At 44.4% G+C, this 18193-nt stretch carries 15 protein-coding genes; 5 read left to right on the top strand and 10 right to left on the bottom strand.

The window, feature by feature from the left end:
* Window positions 1-20: 20 nt before the first annotated feature.
* A complete protein-coding gene (locus QUF19_RS24635) occupies window positions 21-1487 on the bottom strand; it encodes a cobyric acid synthase (protein WP_286300626.1) in 1467 nt (488 codons plus the stop codon).
* A 285-nt stretch (window positions 1488-1772) separates the two neighbouring features.
* On the opposite strand from QUF19_RS24635, the gene QUF19_RS24630 reads away from it, so the two are divergent.
* From QUF19_RS24630 to QUF19_RS24620, 3 genes are all read left to right on the top strand, one after another.
* Window positions 1773-2162 carry a YgiW/YdeI family stress tolerance OB fold protein gene (locus QUF19_RS24630; RefSeq protein WP_286300624.1) on the top strand — a complete coding sequence of 130 codons (390 nt, stop codon included), beginning with the start codon at window positions 1773-1775 and terminating at the stop codon, window positions 2160-2162.
* 111 nt (window positions 2163-2273) lie between these two features.
* Window positions 2274-2798 (top strand): hypothetical protein, encoded by a 525-nt coding sequence (locus QUF19_RS24625; RefSeq protein WP_176679660.1) that lies wholly within the window; start codon window positions 2274-2276, stop codon window positions 2796-2798.
* A 311-nt stretch (window positions 2799-3109) separates the two neighbouring features.
* Window positions 3110-4996, top strand: a complete 1887-nt coding sequence (locus tag QUF19_RS24620; RefSeq protein ID WP_286300621.1) for a methyl-accepting chemotaxis protein — start codon at window positions 3110-3112, stop codon at window positions 4994-4996.
* Window positions 4997-5191: 195 nt separating this feature from the next.
* Here QUF19_RS24620 and QUF19_RS24615 read toward each other — a convergent pair whose 3' ends face one another.
* From QUF19_RS24615 to QUF19_RS24600, 4 genes are all read right to left on the bottom strand, one after another.
* The gene (locus tag QUF19_RS24615) at window positions 5192-6799 is read right to left on the bottom strand and encodes an ABC-F family ATPase (RefSeq protein ID WP_192890865.1); all 1608 of its coding nucleotides are present in this window, start codon (window positions 6797-6799) and stop codon (window positions 5192-5194) included.
* A 324-nt stretch (window positions 6800-7123) separates the two neighbouring features.
* Window positions 7124-7825 (bottom strand): putative ATP-dependent zinc protease, encoded by a 702-nt coding sequence (locus QUF19_RS24610; protein ID WP_286300619.1) that lies wholly within the window; start codon window positions 7823-7825, stop codon window positions 7124-7126.
* Window positions 7826-7836: 11 nt separating this feature from the next.
* The gene (locus QUF19_RS24605; protein WP_192890866.1) at window positions 7837-9021 is read right to left on the bottom strand and encodes an amino acid aminotransferase; all 1185 of its coding nucleotides are present in this window, start codon (window positions 9019-9021) and stop codon (window positions 7837-7839) included.
* 211 nt (window positions 9022-9232) lie between these two features.
* Window positions 9233-10069 carry an AraC family transcriptional regulator gene (locus QUF19_RS24600; protein ID WP_286300616.1) on the bottom strand — a complete coding sequence of 279 codons (837 nt, stop codon included), beginning with the start codon at window positions 10067-10069 and terminating at the stop codon, window positions 9233-9235.
* A 132-nt stretch (window positions 10070-10201) separates the two neighbouring features.
* Here QUF19_RS24600 and QUF19_RS24595 point away from each other — a divergent pair, with 132 nt between their 5' ends.
* A complete protein-coding gene (locus tag QUF19_RS24595) occupies window positions 10202-11587 on the top strand; it encodes an MATE family efflux transporter (protein WP_286300615.1) in 1386 nt (461 codons plus the stop codon).
* Between the two features lie 114 nt (window positions 11588-11701).
* Here QUF19_RS24595 and nrdG read toward each other — a convergent pair whose 3' ends face one another.
* Together nrdG and nrdD are read right to left on the bottom strand one after the other, a co-directional pair.
* A complete protein-coding gene (nrdG, locus tag QUF19_RS24590) occupies window positions 11702-12172 on the bottom strand; it encodes an anaerobic ribonucleoside-triphosphate reductase-activating protein (RefSeq protein ID WP_286300614.1) in 471 nt (156 codons plus the stop codon).
* Window positions 12173-12345: 173 nt separating this feature from the next.
* Window positions 12346-14466, bottom strand: a complete 2121-nt coding sequence (gene nrdD, locus QUF19_RS24585; protein WP_286300613.1) for an anaerobic ribonucleoside-triphosphate reductase — start codon at window positions 14464-14466, stop codon at window positions 12346-12348.
* A 303-nt stretch (window positions 14467-14769) separates the two neighbouring features.
* Between nrdD and QUF19_RS24580 the strand changes: the two genes are divergently transcribed.
* The gene (locus QUF19_RS24580; protein ID WP_286300612.1) at window positions 14770-15645 is read left to right on the top strand and encodes an endonuclease/exonuclease/phosphatase family protein; all 876 of its coding nucleotides are present in this window, start codon (window positions 14770-14772) and stop codon (window positions 15643-15645) included.
* Between the two features lie 163 nt (window positions 15646-15808).
* On the opposite strand, the gene QUF19_RS24575 is transcribed toward QUF19_RS24580, so the two are convergent.
* The 3 genes from QUF19_RS24575 to QUF19_RS24565 form a co-directional block, all read right to left on the bottom strand.
* The gene (locus tag QUF19_RS24575) at window positions 15809-16240 is read right to left on the bottom strand and encodes a YeeE/YedE family protein (RefSeq protein WP_286300610.1); all 432 of its coding nucleotides are present in this window, start codon (window positions 16238-16240) and stop codon (window positions 15809-15811) included.
* Entirely contained in the window at window positions 16240-16701 is a 462-nt protein-coding gene (locus QUF19_RS24570; protein ID WP_286300608.1) for a YeeE/YedE family protein, read from the bottom strand. Before QUF19_RS24570 ends, QUF19_RS24575 begins: the two co-directional genes overlap by 1 nt.
* A gap of 209 nt (window positions 16702-16910) precedes the next feature.
* Window positions 16911-18143 carry a glycosyltransferase gene (locus tag QUF19_RS24565; RefSeq protein ID WP_286300607.1) on the bottom strand — a complete coding sequence of 411 codons (1233 nt, stop codon included), beginning with the start codon at window positions 18141-18143 and terminating at the stop codon, window positions 16911-16913.
* Window positions 18144-18193 lie beyond the last annotated feature (50 nt).

Here is an 18193-nt window from a genome sequence, read left to right as displayed (position 1 = left end):
CCGATATTTCCAGTTCAAACCTAGGCTTTAAGCCCAGGCCAAAGCAGATCAAGATTTAAGTGCTCTTCGATGGCATCGGCGATTCGGTTAATACCCAACTCTTTCAGTTGTTCGTGGTCAATCGCGGTTACATCATTGGCTCCTGCCCATTCGCAAATAAGCGATAACGCATCACTGTTATCGAATACGCCATGCAGGTAAGTACCAAAAATCGAGTTTTCTTGATTCACAGCACCATCAAGGCTGCCTGATTCTAACTGAACCGGTAAGGCCGTTTCATTGACATCAGTCCTACCTACGTGAATTTCATAACCTTTTACTTGTGCTGATTTTCCATCCAGCGTCATGGTACCGCGCACGTTAGTTAAGGTTTTCTGTTGCGTTAAGGTCGTTTCAGTATCGAGATACCCTAACCCTTCACTGCTGCCGGGTTCACTCTCAACTCCATCCGGATCGTGGATGATTTTTCCTAGCATCTGGTAACCGCCACAAATACCCATCACCTTGCCGCCTAAACGTAAGTGACGCTGAATATCTTTGTCCCAGCCTTGCTCTTTTAAGTAATCCAGATCGGCTCTTACTGATTTTGTACCCGGCAAGATAATCAAATCCGCGTTGTTTACACGCTCGCCTTTGCCTACATAACGTAAATCAATGGATGGATTGAGCCTTAGCGCATCAAAGTCTGTGTGGTTGCTGATTCGGGTTAGAACAGGCACCACGACTTTAAGTTTAGCTTCTCCGTCAGACTCTTGGGCTGAAGTGATGGCATCTTCCGCTTCAAGGTTAAAACCATGCAGGTATGGCAAGACACCAATCACTGGCTTGCCGGTTTTCTCTTCTAGCCAATCAAGGCCAGATTGAAGCAGCGCAATATCGCCTCTAAAGCGATTAATCACAAAACCTTTTACGCGAGCTTGTTCAGATTCAGATAATAGTGCCAATGTGCCGTAGAGGTGCGCAAACACGCCGCCACGGTCGATATCCGCCACGATAATCACAGGGATGTCCGCTTTCTCAGCAAATCCCATGTTAGCGATGTCATTTTCACGTAAGTTGATTTCAGCGGGACTGCCCGCGCCTTCGATCATGACACTTTCGTATTCAGCAGAAAGTCGGTCGAATGAATCGATCACCGTATTCATCGCGACTTTTTTATAATCGTGGTAGCCGGTCGCTTCCATATTACTGATCGCTCGGCCTTGAAGGATGACTTGAGCGCCCGTGTCTGAGTTCGGTTTCAACAATACAGGGTTCATGTGAACGGAAGGTTCGATATTACAAGCTTGTGCCTGAACCGCTTGCGCGCGACCAATTTCGCCACCATCTTTTGTCACTGCACTGTTTAAAGCCATGTTTTGTGGCTTAAAGGGTGCCACTTTGATGCCTTTTCTGGCCAATACACGGCATAAACCTGCCACCAAAACACTTTTCCCGGCATCTGACGTTGTCCCTTGAACCATAAGGGCGCTTAATGGTGCTCGCATCTGTACTTCAATCCTTAATATTTTAATTTCTTAATATTCAATTTTTAGCTATGGGCAATATTTCTCTTCCTCCATCTTAACGTCATTGCCGAGTAGATGCTCAATAAAATGAATGGAAAATGAATACCTTACTCACTCTGGATTCAACCCTAGTGTTGTTTAATAGCTCCATCGAAACAAAGCTTACAAACAAAATAAGCGTATCAACGACAAACTCACTAACGAAAAGAAATGTTTCAAATTCAGAACAACGTTTCTACTAAAAACAACATTAAGGAATTCATCATGAAAAAAACTGTATTAGCTATCGCAACCACTATTATTCTTGCTCCTACTTTCGCAATGGCTGGTGACCACAACAACAAGAGCGGCAACAGCAAGCACGAGAGCCCTATTGCTTACACAGGACCGATCGAAACCGTTTCTGTTGCTACACTGCTTGCAGATACAAGCATGTTCTCAGAGCAGGACGCGATTGTAGACGGCAAGATTGTTCGTCAGCTTAAGAATGACACATTTATCTTCTCTGACGGCCAGAGCGAAATTCAAATTGAGCTAGATGACGACATCCACCTAGCACAACCGCTCACTGCTGATACTAAAGTACGTATCTTCGGTGAGTATGAAGGTGGCAAGACACCTGAGATCGAAGTTGACCATATCCAAGTTTTGTAAGCTTCAAATCTCAAACATCTCGCTTTAAATAACGAGCTTCAATAAATTGGCCTGCATATTGCAGGCTTTTTTGTATATACTGCCGAAAAATACAATTTATATGGAGTCACCATGCTAGGTCGCACAAACAAGACTGTCCTTCTGGGGTTAGCTGCACTGTGTTCATTCTCTGCGTCTGCAAACAACTTTAACTACAACACATTCGAGCTGCGCATGGGTACGAGCCCTAGTACTTTCGGTGGTGAAGTCACGACAATGTTCACCCAGAACTCACACTTCGTTGCACGTATCGATTCTGAATTTGAAAGCGATTGGGATGCGGCTGTAGGTATGGGATTTAACGGTCCAATTAGTCAATTTGCTGACGTTACTGGCCAAATGCTACTGCACAACATTGAACGTAATGACGACAACCACATCAAAACTGAGATCAACATCGGTTTAAGAGCATGGTTAATGGCAAACGTAGAAGTTAACGCACGTCTAGGTCAACTGATCGACAATGACGATACGCGTTCAATTGTTGGTGTTGGTGCACGTTTCCATTCTACGGATCAACTTTCTGTTGGCCTTGATATGCGAAACAACGGCACTTACGGCCACCAAATCTTAATGTCGGCTCGATTCGGTTTCTAATAAACCATTCGATGCTTAAATCATAGTAAGCAATTGATATCTAATTCATTAACTTACTATGTTAGACCTCAAGGCTAATCGGTTCTAACACTGGTTAGCCTTAAAAACCCTTTCGTTTCGCCCAGTTTTACATCTCTCTGTTTGATACAAAAACCAAAGATCTTCGCGATCAACAGCCTCTCTAACTCTCTGTTTTAACGTTCCTTTCATATGATGAATTTATCAATAGGTTCTGATTGATAAAACCACTTTACGATAGTATGGCGTACTGATACCCTCTCCAGAAATTCAAATAGAGTGAAGTACCGAAAATGGGTGTTAGCAACATTTCAATCAAGAACAAATTAACATTGATGTTTGTTGTCGTTATTTTCGCGATGACAATGATTCAGACATACATAACTGGGAAGCAACTTCTTAACGAAACGTACCGCTCTATCCAGCAGTATTCGACAACCCTTACCAATGCCAATGTTTCTGGTATTGAGAAATGGGTCGCAGGACGGATCAACGTGGTAAACGCAGCCAAAGATGCATTTAAATACACAGACGACCCAACCAGTTACTTCACACAAAGCACCAACGCAGGTCAATTCCAGATCGCTTATGCTGGTCTTTCTGATGGCCGCTTTCTACAAGGTGTTGATTTGCCGGTTCCTCAAGGCTACGACCCTCGCACCCGTGATTGGTACAAAAAACCAATGGCAACGGGGCAAACCGTGGTCACCGAACCTTACGTTGATGTGGCAACGAATGACCTTGTGGTAACCATCGCGAGCCCTTTTAGCACCAACGGTTACTCTGGTGTCATCGGCGCAGACCTTAACCTCACCACCTTGATCAAAGATGTGGTGAACATCGAGCAACCTGGCGTTTATGCATTTCTTGTCGACGGCAAAGGCAATATCGTTGCCCATAGAGACCGCAACCTAACCCTTAAGTCGGTTTCTAACATTTCAAGTAACCTTTCTGCGCATAAGATCCAATCGCTTGCTCGAGACCCAGCATTTGAAGAGCTAATGATTGATGGCGCTGAATCTCTACTCTCGGCAAAAAAAGTCCCACACACCGATTGGTATTTCACGGTCGTTATCGATAAAACCAAATCTTTTGCCTCTTACCGCTCGTTACTGCGTCAATCGGCGATCTTTGGCCTAATGCAACTTGCCGTTATCGCATTTGTTGCGATGTTCATTATCAAGAAAGCACTTGCGCCATTAACGACGTTAAGCTCAGCTATGGAAGCACTGTCTAAAGGTGATGGCGACTTAACACAGCGTATTACCGTGAATAGCAAAGACGAGATCGGCACGCTTGCGCACCACGTCAACGCGTTCATCGCTAAGCTACAAGAGATCGTGCGTGATATTGCAGACTCTTCTCATCAGCTTAATCAGCAATCTGAGGTCAGTACCAATGTTGCGCGTCAGACCAGTGAAGGCTTGTCGGTTCAACTTCACGAGATCTCGCAAATCGCCACGGCGGTACACGAAATGTCGGCAACGGCAGAAGAAGTGGCAAACAATGCACAGATGACGGCAGATTCAGCGATTGGATCGACCGAAAACTGTGAACAAGGCAAGCAAGTGATCATTCGTAACCAAGATTCGATCACTAACCTTGCTCAACAGGTAGAAAACGCTTCAGGGATCATTCAAGAAGTTGAGAAGAATGCACTGGATATCAATGCGATATTGGCAACAATTTCAGATATCGCAGAGCAAACTAACCTACTCGCTCTGAATGCCGCCATTGAAGCTGCACGTGCTGGTGAACAGGGCCGTGGATTTGCGGTTGTCGCAGACGAAGTTCGAGTTCTTTCTCAACGTACTCACAGCTCTACTGACGAGATTCGTGAAATGATTGAAACTCTTCAGAAAAACAGCGTCAGTGCAGTGGAATCAATGCAACGTAGCCAAGACTTGGCACAATCCAGTGTCGACGATGCAAACAACGCCACGACTGCACTAGAAGAGATTGCGACGTCGATTCAACAGATCTCAGATATGGCGTCACAAATTTCAAATGCGGCTTCCGAGCAAAGAACCGTAACCGGTGAAGTAAGTAAGAATATTCAGTTGGTTAATGACGTGTCAGATAACATGTCGACTGAAGCTGACAACTCTCGCCACCTATCTGAAGAGCTGCGCTGTATCGCCCAACAATTGAATACCCAAGTTCAACTGTTCAAATACTAATTGTGGTGATTAGATTCTAGCTGTCGTCGCTTATAAACGCAGCCCAAACAAAAAGCCCCCGACCACTATTGTGTTCGGGGGCTTTCTTTATGTTCGTATCAGATTAGCTGTGCGTGACTTAGTTTATATACAGAGCAATTTGTTTGTATACAGAGCTATTTATATACCGAGTTACTTAGCAGCTAATCAACACGATTATAAGTTAACCATCAGCATCTTTTTCTGGTGGTCTAGGTACTCTTCATAAGTACCTTGGAAGCTTACTAGCTGTTGGTCTTTCACATCGATGATGTGGTTAGCTAGTGAAGAAACAAACTCACGGTCATGACTTACGAAGATAAGCGTGCCGGTGTAAACCTTAAGCGCATCGTTAAGAGCTTGGATTGCTTCCATGTCCATGTGGTTGGTTGGTTCGTCCATAACAAGTACGTTGATGTCTTGCATCATTAGCTTGCCGAATAACAGACGGTTTTTCTCACCACCAGAACAGTTACGTGCTTTCTTGTTTGCATCATCAGCAGTAAACAATAGACGGCCCAAAATGCCACGTACCATAAGGTCATCGTGCTTCGCTGTGCGCCATTGTGAGATCCAATCGAAGATGCTCAAATCATTGTCGAAGTCTGTTGTGCTGTCTTGTGGGCAGTAACCTACAGATGCGTTTTCAGACCATTTAACGATGCCTTCGTTTTGCTCTAGCTCTTGAACTAGGCAACGTAGCAACGTGGTTTTACCCACACCGTTCTCACCGATAACGGCAAGACGTGTACCCGCTTCAAGCAGCAAGTTGCCACCAGCAAACAATGTTTCGCCATCGAAGCCGTGACCAAGTTCTTTAAGTTCAAGTGCTTGACGGTGTAGTTTCTTGCCTTCACCAAAATCAATTGATGGGCTCATACGGCTCGAAGATTTCACTTCATCAAGCGTGATCTTGTCCATTTTCTTAGCACGAGAACTTGCTTGTTTCGCTTTAGATGCGTTCGCACCAAAACGGTTTACAAAGTCTTGCAGTTCGCTGATCTCAGCCGCTTTCTTAGCATTGTTCGCTAGAAGTTGGTCACGAATCAAACCAGACGCTTCTAGGAAGTACTCGTAGTTACCTGGGTAAACACGAAGCTCGCCGTAGTCGATATCTGCCATATGCGTACATACAGAGTTCAGGAAGTGTCTATCGTGCGAAATGATGATCATTGTACATTTACGCTGGTTTAGCTCTTCAGCAAGCCAGTTAATCGTGTGAATGTCCAAGTTGTTGGTTGGTTCATCAAGAAGCAGGATATCTGGGTTTGCGAACAGTGCCTGTGCCAATAGCACACGCAGTTTCCAACCCGGAGCAACTTGTTGCATCAGGCCGAAGTGAAACTCTTCTTCAATACCCGCTTGGATCAGGATGTCACCTGCACGGCTTTCTGCTGTGTAGCCATCCATTTCCGCGAATTCGCTTTCAAGCTCAGCGACTTTCATGCCATCGTCTTCACTCATTTCTGGCAAAGAGTAAATGCGGTCACGTTCTTGTTTTACTTCCCACAACTTTCTGTCGCCCATGATCACAACGTCGATAACGCTGTACTGTTCGAACGCGAACTGATCTTGGCTCAAAACACCCAGTTTTTCTCCCGGAGTGATAGAAACGTTACCCGAGCTTGGCGTTAATGCACCACTTAGGATTTTCATGAACGTTGATTTGCCGCAACCATTAGCGCCGATCAAACCGTAGCGGTTGCCGTTACCAAATTTAGCAGAGATGTTTTCAAACAGCGGCTCTGCGCCAAATTGCATTGTGATGTTCGCGGTAGATATCAAAGAACTAATTCCTAAGCGTGTACTGACAGATAATTATTAGACTATTTCAATAACCTAAATAAGAAGTACGAAAGTATGGATTAAACAAAAATCGAAGCGCGGATTATATAGAGATCTCGATCACGTTGTCGAGGCTAAACAGTAAACGAATGGTAAACATAGACCATTTAGATGCTTTTCATACGTTATTAACGTGTAAATAGAAAAATCCCCACCAGTTGAACTGACAGGGATTCTATTTATCGATACTAAAAATGTTCTAAGCTGATCGCTTTTAAAGCTATCTCTCTTCAAGACTAGAAGCCTTGAGGAGGAGACGTACCGTTACTTAGTAATTTTCTTTTGAACGTATTTTTGGCTTACATCTACTACCGCAACATCTCTAAAGAAGCTTCTTCCTAGTAGAAGTGGGAAAGAAAGATGCGTTCGGTCTGCTAACGTAAACTCAGTCTTGTCTTTTAGATCGCCGATTTGAATTGAAGCGACAACAACAGCACGTCGTTGTGTGCCTTCAGCACTTGATTGCTTGATCTTCACCCAACGTTCTACAGGTAAGCTCACCTCTTCCGTTGTGATGCCATCATGTTCAATCTTAAATTTAACCCAATCTTTGCCGTCACGTTCGAAATCGACAATATCGACTGCACTGATTGATGACGTCGTCGCACCGGTATCGACACGAGCTTTAAATGCTTCTTTAAGACCAGGAACAAAAACCCACTCTTCTTCACCAAGGATCAATTTACCATCACTTGTCTTTCTAGCCTTCTCTACTGGCTTTTCAACAGGTGCAGGTTTTACCTCAGGTTCCGCTGGCTCTACTGGTTTTACTTCTTCAGACTTTTCTGTAGGTTCAGTTACTTTCTCGCCTTCCGTTGCTTCAGTCTCACCCTTCGAAGAATCATCAACAACAGGTTGTTCGATTTGAGGCTTTTGCTCTGGCTCGACAGGAACTTGAGTCGTCGTCGAACAAGCAAACAGGCCACCACTTAACATCAGGGTTATAATCGCTTTCCAATTGTACATTCAGTCACCTTTTATTTTGATACGTTGGCTATCGCCTTTGCTACGTAAGGAATATGAGATTCGGAAAGGCCTGCAATATTGATGCGTCCATCACCAACACCATAGACTCCATATTCTTCACGTAATTGATTCATTTGAGTTTCTTTAAAGCCTAGTACACTAAACATACCTTTATGGCTTTCAATGAAGTCAAATTGTGACGTGTTATAAGTATTTCGCAATTCATCACACAAACTTTGGCGCAGATTTAACAAACGTTGCTGCATTTCACTCAACTCTTGCTTCCAAATCTTTGTTAGCTCTTGATTCTGAAGAATTGTTTTAACCAGAGCAGCACCGTGATCAGGCGGCATAGTGTAAGTTGAACGAGCCAGAGTAAGAAGCTTACCTCTTGCATTACCAACGTGTTCGCTGTTCTTGCCGATAACGATCGCCGCACCCGTTCTTTCACGATACAAACCGAAGTTCTTCGAGCAAGATGTTGTGATCAGCATTTCTTCAACGTTGTTAGCCATGTGCTGAAGACCTTTCGCGTCTTCTTCTAGGCCATCGCCAAAGCCTTGGTAGGCAATATCAACGAACGGTAAGAAACCATTCTTTTGCGATAACTTAGTAATTTCCTGCCACGCTTCAAAATTGATATCAGCACCCGTTGGGTTATGGCAGCAACCGTGAAGTAGTACAACGTCTGATGGACCCGCAGTTGATAGGTCTTCCATCATTCTTGCAACATCAACTTGCTTCGTTTCAGGACTGAAGTAATTGTAGTATCGAACTTTTAGGCCTGCTGCTTCCATCACCGGTTTATGGTTAACGTAGCTTGGGTTTGAAATCCAAACCGTGGTGTCTGGTTGAGAAACTTTCATTAAGTCACCCAACATACGAAGTGCACCACTTGCACCCGGTGTTTGAATCGCGGCTACACGACCAATTGCAGAAGTCCCTTTAAGCAGCAGATCAACCATGCTCTGGTTAAACTCTTCACAGCCAGCTAGGCCAACGTAAGCTTTGGTTTTCTGAGTCTCGACAACAATATCTTGAGCCATAGAAACGGCTTTCATGATAGGTGTTTCGCCTTGGTCGTTTTTGTAAACGCCAATGCCTAAGTCGACTTTGTCAGTACGAGGATCGCCGCGGTAAGCGACAGAAAGAGATAAAATTGGATCTAAAGTTGGTTTTGGTAGATGTGAAAACATGAAAGTCACAACCCTTTGAAATTCAAGTAATGGATTTCACGTTAACATTTTCGTACTAAAATCAGAAACATTTTTTAATAGAAGAGCTTAGTTACCATAAGTAATCAGAGATTGGTCATTTTACGCCTAGATATCGTTTAAATTTCGAACAGTTAAGAGCCAGTTACGCAATATATAAGCTTTATTGTTTAACCTCCCACAGCTACATCGATCAAACACTCTGTTTGAATTGCCTTGGTGTCATTCCTGACCACGCCTTAAATCGGGTACTGAAGTTAGCAGCGTTAGGATACCCAACTATCTCACCGATATGTTGAATCGACCAATCACTCGACCTGAGTAATCTCGCCGCGTACTCCATTCTCATGCGCATAATGTGGGTCATCGGGCTATGAGAATAATATCGTTGACACAAGCGATGGAAATGCGGCTCTGAGCACGGAAATAAGCTCGCGAGTTCATGAACGTTCCACTCTTTGTGAAGCTGCTTTTGTACGTTGTCGAACACGCGTCTCAAGCGAATCAAATTTCGTGACTGTTGTTGTGGTACCGGTGCATTAATCATGAATTCTATTTGGGCTACGCTGTGTATGGCAATCGCTCCACCCAAATCGATGGGTAAGGCAATGCTTCTCAACAGAGTGTGAATGCACGACGAAACGACTTCTGCTGCGGGAGACAGTGTATAACTCACTTCATCACTGACGACATTTTCCCATTGCTTGTCAGGCGACAGAAAGATCCACGCTATCTGCCAGGTTTCTTCTTCCATACCAAAGCCATTCTCGATACCTGCTGGAACGGTAATGCACGAGCCCGGTTCAAGAATATAGCGACATCCTGCGCTTTGGAGCCAGCCCTTGCCTCTCACGGTATACAGCAACATGTGTTTCTGTTGGTTCTTGCGATAGACCGAAAAGAAGTCTCGACACGATGCCGTCCCACACTGAACGATGCCGAGCTCTTCAAATGCCAAGACATGGCTTTGATCGACAAACTCTTGGTGAGTCTTTTCAGAGATCTCGTACCGTTCTTGTTTCTCATTCATTCAATTGCTAGCTCGCATAAATTGCCAAACCACTAAACTGGATAGTTTGGCAAAAGTTTGTGATGAACAGGAACAATACAGACAAAACAAATGCCGATAAACTTCTCGCATATTCACTAGAGGGGAAATGCGATGCTCTCGACATATCGTCATTTAGACAAAGAATTTTGGCAAAAACTATTACACATCGGTTTACCTGTCTCACTGCAAACCATGTTGTTTTCATTGCTTGGCGTGGTCGATATTTTTATGGTCAATCAGCTTGGTGATTCCGCAACCGCCGCTGTTGGTGTTGGCAACCGTATATTCTTCTTCAACTTAATCATGGTGTCGGGCATTAGCGGAGCTGTGAGCGTGCTAGCTTCGCAATATTTTGGCGCAGGTGATTTTAACGGAATTCGACGCACACTAGCGCAATCATGGGCATTATCTATCTTTGCCATCATCCCCTTTGTGTTCATCTATACATTGGTTCCTGAATCAGTGGTGTCTGTGGTGGCCTCAGACCCTGATTACGTCCGCTTGGCAACGGATTACCTTTGGATAACAGGAGCCAGCCTTATTGGTACCGCGATCGTAGTGCCCCTAGAAAGCGCACTGCGATCGGTCGGCGAAGCCAAGCTACCCACCAAGATCAGCATCTGGGCTATCATCGTTAATGCGATTCTCAATGCACTGCTGATCTTTGGTTTGTTTGGATTTCCAGAACTAGGCGTGGTTGGTGCGGCTATTGGCACCACGGTGTCTCGGTTCTTTCAGACGATAGCGCTGCTTATCATGGCGAAGAAACACTATGCGCATCTATTCCCGACATTAAGCAATTGGCGAGATGCGATATTACCAAAGCATAGAAAGAAGTACTTCACGATAGCCATACCTATGTTGGTTCATGACACAGCATGGGCGGGCGGGATTCTTATTTATAACGTAATAGTTGGGCAGATGGGTGTTGGAGAGCTTGCGATCATTTCGCTGTTATCGCCTGTCGAAAGTATCTTAATCTCCGCGTTCTTAGGCTTTGCGGTTGCCGCTTCGATCATTCTAGGCAATGAGATTGGGGCGAAAAACTACCAACGTGTTGAAAATACCGCTTGGGGCTATGTGTTCGTCAGTTGTGCGCTTGCTGCTTTGCTCGCGTTACTGTGTTTTATCGCAAAGCCAGCCATTGTTCAGCTGATCGGTTTTACGCATCTAGAACTTAAAGACACGGCGGTCAACGTCACACTAGTGATGGCGGCTGGGATGATATTGAGAGTATTCAACATGGTTGGCATTGGCGGTGTTTTAAAAAGTGGTGGAGACATCAACTACAGCATCTTCATCGACATATTTGGCCAGTGGGCAATTGGTATTCCCCTCGCCTATTTTACCGCTTTGGTGTTGGGTTGGTCTTTAGAATGGGTGTTGATGATTGTGCTACTGGAGGAGTTAGTCAAGATCGCTTTGACCAGCCAACGTATTCACTCTAAGAAATGGATTAACAACCTAATAGAAGAACCTGACCAGCTCACTGCTTGAATGATAGTTTGAGCTAATAAACGAAAAGAACTCACACCCAAGGGCCGATTGGTTGCATTGCGCTAACCATGACGCCCTTTTTCGCTTTACGAGTGTGCTAAGTCACGACAACAGTTATATGTCAGTAAATCGATGAATGATTTGGTTTGAACTACCACGCCAATCTAACATTGGATCCGCTTTATCTTGTTCAAAGCGACCATCAATCAAGGTATCAACGTATTCCAATACTTGCTTCTGCTTTTTATCCAGCTCGTCTAGCTCGTACCCAGTCCACATCCAGATGTCTTTGCCTTCGCATTCAGCTTTTACACGTTGAACAAGCTTAAGCACTTCTGACACGTTTGCCGGATGCATTGGGTCACCACCAGAAAGTGATAAACCACGACGTTTGATCCGCGGATCATTGAGATCAGCAATAATTTGGTCTTGCAGTTCTTGAGTAAACAAATGCCCAGAGTCCAACCTTTGCGTCGACTGGTTATAGCACCCACGACACTGGTGTACACAACCCGACACAAACAAAGTGCAGCGTGTTCCTGGGCCGTTTACAACGTCGATTGGGTGATATTGATGATAATTCATAAGGCAGTATTGAAAACTCGTTATTGCTTAATAGTTTGAAGCAAAATGCTGTAAGAACTGAAACAAAAGAATTGGTATCGACATAGCGCCGATACCAATCTTATTTCTTGAAACGTAGCTCTTCTAAGTGAGCTAGCTAAAAATCGCAGACCTTACTAAGATCCTTCGTTAGATCAAAGGTGCTTCACGCGGCGTTTAACTTCTTCTTGCTTACCGAAGTTAAATGGTCGTGCATCTGGGCTACCAAGGTAACCACAAACACGGCGTGTTACCGATACTTTTGTTGAGTCATGGTTGCCACACTTAGGACATATAAAGCCCTTACTTGTACAGTCAAACTCACCGTTGTATCCACACTCGTAACACTCATCAATCGGCGTATTGGTGCCGTAGTAAGGAACACGTGTGTAGCTGTAATCCCATACGTTTTCTAGTGCTTCGATGTTCTTCTGCATGTTCGGGAATTCACCGTAGCAAATGAAACCACCGCTAGAGATTTCAGGATAAGGCATCTCGAAATCGATCTTGTCGTATGGGTTCACTTTCTTCTGTACGTCTAAGTGGAAGCTGTTTGTGTAGTAACCACGGTCTGTTACGCCATCAATCACACCAAATTCTTTGGTATCGATGCTGCAGAAACGGCTACATAGGTTTTCACTTGGTGTGCCGTATAGGCTGAATGCGTAACCTGTCTCTTTTGTCCAAGATTCCACTTCACGCTTCATGTATTCCACCAGCTCAAGCGCTTTAGTACGCATTTCGCCGTCGTCGTACAGGTGAACGTCAGTGCCGTAAAGTGCGGTCATCGCTTCGTGGATACCGATGTAACCAAGAGAAACAGAAGCACGGCCATTCTTGAAGATATCGGCAATAGAGTCGTCTGCTTTCAAGCGAACGCCACACGCACCTTCCATATATAGGATTGGAGCAACACGCGCTTTCACGTTTTCTAGACGAGAAATACGAGTTTCTAGAGCACGACGAGCCAGCTTGAGTTTTTCATCAAGCAGTTCGTAGAACTTAACCATATCTTGCTTCGCGTTAATCGCGATACGTGGCAAGTTCAAGCTAACAACACCTAAGTTGTTACGTCCTTCATGAATCAACTCACCATTTTCTTCGTAAGTATTCAAGAAGCTACGGCAACCCATAGGCGTTTTAAATGACCCTGTCACTTCTACTACTTTGTCGTAGTTAAGAATGTCTGGGTACATACGCTTAGACGCACACTCAAGCGCTAATTGCTTGATGTCGTAGTTCGGATCTTGCTTCTGGTGGTTCAAACCATCTTTAATCGCAAACACCAGTTTAGGGAACACGGCTGTTTTACGGTTCTTACCCAAACCTGCAATGCGGTTTTTCAAGATAGATTGCTGGATAAGTTTTGAACCCCAGCTTTCGCCTAGACCAAAACCAAATGTTACGAATGGTGTTTGACCGTTAGCTGTGTGCAGCGTGTTTACTTCGTACTCCAGAGATTGGAATGCGTCGTAACACTCTTTCTCAGTACGAGAGATAGCAAAAGCTTCTGGGCTGTGAATGTCCCACTCTTTCGCTAGAGATAAATGCTTCTCGTAGCTCGCCATTACGTAAGGTTCTAAAACCTCGTCGATACGGTTAATCGTTGTACCGCCATAAATGTGGCTCGCTACTTGCGCGATGATCTGCGCCGTTACCGCTGTTGCCGTAGAAATAGACTTAGGAGTGTCGATTTCAGCGTTACCCATCTTGAAGCCATGCGTTAACATGCCTTTCAGATCGATAAGCATACAGTTAAACATTGGGAAGAACGGTGCGTAGTCTAGATCGTGGTAGTGAATGTCACCACACTCGTGAGCTTGTACGATGTCACGCGGCAAAATGTGAGTTTTCGCATAGTGTTTAGCCACGATACCCGCCAGCAAATCACGCTGAGTTGGGATAACTTTGCCATCTTTGTTGGCATTCTCATTGATCAGATCAACATTGCTTTCTTCGATCAGGCCTTCGATTTCACGCGTTAAAGCGCTTTGCTTTTCACGTGCGATGTCGCGGTCATGACGATATTCAATGTAGGCACGAGCCAGAGACTTATAAGGTCCCTGCATTAGCTCGTTCTCGACCATGGTTTGAATTTCAGAGATATGAACTTCATCGTAGTCTTCGAGCTTCAACTCAACTGCTAATGCCACATTCAGAGCATAAATAGCAATTTCCTTATCGGCTTTGTCTGATGCTGCTTCCACTGCAGCTTGAATGCGATCTCTACTGAATGGAGCTCTTGAGCCATCACGCTTGATTACGATTGATTTCACCACTTCTCCTTACTCTTGAGGTATTCACAGACTTATCCACAAACACACTATATAGAGCGATTTATCGTTTAACTAACACTAGATATTGTGGCGTATTTAACGAGAACCACCAACTTTGAGTATTGATTTGGATCAATAAAACGCGCACGCTGAACAAGATAAATCCAATATTATTACGTGAGTTCTCAAGTCGAAAAGAAACAATGTAACAATAAAAAAACTGCTAAAAAGAGTTGAATTTTTGGTAAGTGTTGTAGGATAACGGCTCAACTATATTGGACGACAAAATTAGGGATATTTGGAATGAAACGACTTCAAAAGTGGGTAATGCTAAGTTGCTTACTCAGTAGCCACGCATTTGCTGAACCTTTGACCATATCCAGTTGGAATATCGAATGGTTATCAACCAATGTGGCTGTGAATAAGTTTTCTGCCCAACGTGATCAAGCGGATTTCGATAAACTCGAACAGTATTTCCAATCCTTAGATGCGGATGTGGTTGCTTTTCAAGAAGTCGATGACATAAATGCCATTCAACGCATCGCTGGTGACCAATATGAAATCTTGATGTCTGATCGTTCATTGCCCAAAAATAGTAACCGACAATTCAAAGAAGTTAACCAATATACGGGCTTCGCGGTTCGTAAAGGAATCGCTCTCACTGACTACGCTGACTTTCCTCTAGAAACGAGTACTAACAGCAAGCTTAGGTTTGCTAGCTATATGGTTGTAGAAACGGACACAAAACCAATTCACATGTTGTCTGTGCATTTAAAGGCGGGTTGCAGCGGCGCGTATAAGTCTAACCGCGATTGTTCAAGGCTCAAAGACCAAGCTCAACAACTGAATAAGTGGATACAGCAAAGAGAACGTAAAGGCGAAGACTACGCGATTCTGGGCGACTTTAACCACAACCTCTCCTATTCAAGAGATTGGATGTGGAAAGATATGACGCAAAATACCGATGCTCAGTTGGCAACACGAAAAACTCGAGCAGATTGTAAGGTACGCTCAAACCGCAACAATCACCGTACACACCAGTTCCGTTCGGTGATTGATCATATTGTGGTGAGCAAGTCCTTGGATGCCTCTCCTGCTAAGCAAAAGGTATTTGAAACGCAAGATGTGCTGGACTACAAACTCAGTGATCACTGCCCAGTTTCAACGACTATTAAATAATAGATTTTAGATAACAGCAGATTGTAGATAACTGCAAATAGTAGAAACAGTAGATATAAAAAGAGGCTGACTGGCTTTCTTGCTGAAAGCGAGTCAACCTCTATGCTTGGTCAGCTCAGAACGAATGACGTCAAAGCCAATGTAATCAGCGATAAGCTTGCTACTAACAGGTTTTGTTCGTACGACCCGCTAGCCACATTCCCACCAACATGCTTATCATAAACACCCACACCGTCGGGTTGCCGCCACTTAGGCTAGTTACCGCAGGGCCTGGGCAAAAGCCTGCAATCCCCCAACCTAAGCCAAATGCTGTTGAGCCTAGAATCAGCTTTCTGTCTATCAACGAATTGTTACGGCTATCTAACGGCTCGCCATTGATGGCTTTAGCGCGCTTTTTAATGACCAGATGATAAAACGGTGCAAAGACCAATAGCGCGCCACCCATGACGAATGCCAAACTAATGTCCCAGTTACCGGTAATGTCTAAGAAGCCGAGTACCTTCTCAGGATCAACCATCCCTGAGATGATCATGCCAGAGCCAAAAAGAATACCTGCGACCAAACCGATAACGATAGTAAATGAAGCGTTTTTCATTATGCCCCCAAGCCAGTCAGATTCTTGATAAACACGGTTACGATTGCCACACCCATAAATACACAGGTCGCAACAATAGAACGTTTAGATAAACGAGCCATTCCGACAATGCCATGGCCACTAGTACAACCGTTCGCTGTTTTAGTACCAAAGCCCACCAGAAGGCCAGCAATAATCACTAAAGTGAGATTCATCTCTTCTAACTGCGGAAGTTGGTAGCCCGTCGGAATCAATAGCCAACCACTTGCGACCATTCCCACAACAAAGGCGATGCGCCAATGTGTTTCGGTGTTTGCTGTATCCGCGTCATTACGTTCTTTGTTACTGGTGCCAATTGGCAATAATCGGCTGACAATGCCACTAATGCCAGCAACTCGACCAATCCCCAACATTAAAACAATGGCCGACACGCCTAACAACATGCCACCGAAAAAAGCATCCCAAGGAATCAAACTAAGCACAGACCTCTCCTATCCACAAACATCATAAACTCATAACAACCTTTAAATTAGAGTTTACTAATAAATATAAATTAGTCAATGCTAATGTACTAAAGGTATGTTTCGTTTTGTAAGTCTGGAATTAACAAGCACCCTGCATGAAAAAAGCCCCTAGGCGTTAACCTAAGGGCTTATGATTTAATTCGGTTGTATTGGTTGTATTGTGTAAGCTACTTAGTCTTGTTCTTTTCAGCTATCCACTGCGACATGTACTTAGTACTCGCCATGCTGTGGTGTTTGAGCATCGAACCAAAGAAGTTATCCAGTCTATGAGATTCAAGATCCGACTCTAACGCAATCAATCGCTCAATCAATGTGTCGCCCAGTTTATTCTGCTCGTAGTGCGCTTCAAGGATTGAATGACATTGGCTTTGTGCCTTAAGCCACTTCTCTTCATCTTTATAGAGCGCGATAGCTTGTTCAACAAACTCATCGATATCATCAGCAACCGCGCCCGGCCATTGCAGTTCTCCTTGTGGCAACATGCCTTCGCTACCGATTTCACTCGTCACGTTCGGAGTCTGTAGCTTCATCGCATCAAGTAACTTGCCTTTAATGCCTGCGCCAAATCGTAGAGGTGCTACACACACACGAGCCTGCTCCATCACTTCTTGAGCGTCTTTCGCCCAACCTTTGATATGGAAGCCAGTTTTAGGGTTATGCAAAGCCGTTGCTTTCGGCGGCGGGTAAGATCCGTAAATATGAAGCTCAGATTCAGGTAACTGTTTACGAATCTTCGGCCAAATCTTTTGCAACTGAAGTACAGCATCCCAGTTCGGTGCGTGTCTAAAGTTGCCTATCGTCATGAAATGCTTACGTTCTTCAAAGCTTTTCGTGCTTTCAGGTAGAGTATTGAGATCAACCATGAACGGCAAGTGATGAAGCAGTTTTGGATCGATATTGAACTCAGATTGAAGCAACTCCATCTCATGGCTAGAAATGATCAACGAAAGATCACAGCGTAGAATCGCGGCAATTTCACGTTTAGCCAAGTCACTGTACAAATGCGCTTTAGTCAGTTCTGTCTCTTTCTTAACAGCTTCATGGCGCGCGTTACGTAGGAACTGCAAGTCTTCCGTATCCAGTAACTTAAAGGCATTCGGGCTTACTTTCTCAACACGCCAACCAAACTGCTCTTCCATCATGAAACGGTCGAACATCACGACATCGGGTTGCAGCTCTTCGATGTACTGGTCAAAGCTATCGCAATTTAGCTGAATGGATTGGCTGGTGATGCCCTCTTCAAAGAGATCAATCATGTGCTCGGTTTCTTGAGCTGGCGTTGCGAACTCAACAGACCAACCTTGTCTCTTAAATAGACGTAAAAGAGACATCATATGGCTACCAGCCGCCGATGAATTCGGTTCTGGCCAAACGTAGCCAATTGCTAAAACTTTCTTCAAAACACTTCCTAAGAAATAACAAAAGGGACTAGATTAGTCCCTAATTAAAC

This window comes from Vibrio sp. FE10 (assembly GCF_030297155.1).
Taxonomy (GTDB): Bacteria; Pseudomonadota; Gammaproteobacteria; order Enterobacterales; family Vibrionaceae; genus Vibrio; species Vibrio apostichopi.
This window is presented reverse-complemented; position numbering and strand designations above follow the sequence as displayed.

Coding starts and splice junctions, on each gene's coding strand:
- QUF19_RS24630 (WP_286300624.1), top strand. CDS start 1,773: ATGAAAAAAACTGTATTAGCTATCGCAACCACTATTATTCTTGCTCCT.
- QUF19_RS24635 (WP_286300626.1), bottom strand. CDS start 1,487: ATGCGAGCACCATTAAGCGCCCTTATGGTTCAAGGGACAACGTCAGAT.
- nrdG (WP_286300614.1), bottom strand. CDS start 12,172: ATGAATTATCATCAATATCACCCAATCGACGTTGTAAACGGCCCAGGA.
- QUF19_RS24620 (WP_286300621.1), top strand. CDS start 3,110: ATGGGTGTTAGCAACATTTCAATCAAGAACAAATTAACATTGATGTTT.
- QUF19_RS24580 (WP_286300612.1), top strand. CDS start 14,770: ATGAAACGACTTCAAAAGTGGGTAATGCTAAGTTGCTTACTCAGTAGC.
- QUF19_RS24575 (WP_286300610.1), bottom strand. CDS start 16,240: ATGAAAAACGCTTCATTTACTATCGTTATCGGTTTGGTCGCAGGTATT.
- QUF19_RS24605 (WP_192890866.1), bottom strand. CDS start 9,021: ATGTTTTCACATCTACCAAAACCAACTTTAGATCCAATTTTATCTCTT.
- QUF19_RS24625 (WP_176679660.1), top strand. CDS start 2,274: ATGCTAGGTCGCACAAACAAGACTGTCCTTCTGGGGTTAGCTGCACTG.
- QUF19_RS24600 (WP_286300616.1), bottom strand. CDS start 10,069: ATGAATGAGAAACAAGAACGGTACGAGATCTCTGAAAAGACTCACCAA.
- QUF19_RS24610 (WP_286300619.1), bottom strand. CDS start 7,825: ATGTACAATTGGAAAGCGATTATAACCCTGATGTTAAGTGGTGGCCTG.
- QUF19_RS24595 (WP_286300615.1), top strand. CDS start 10,202: ATGCTCTCGACATATCGTCATTTAGACAAAGAATTTTGGCAAAAACTA.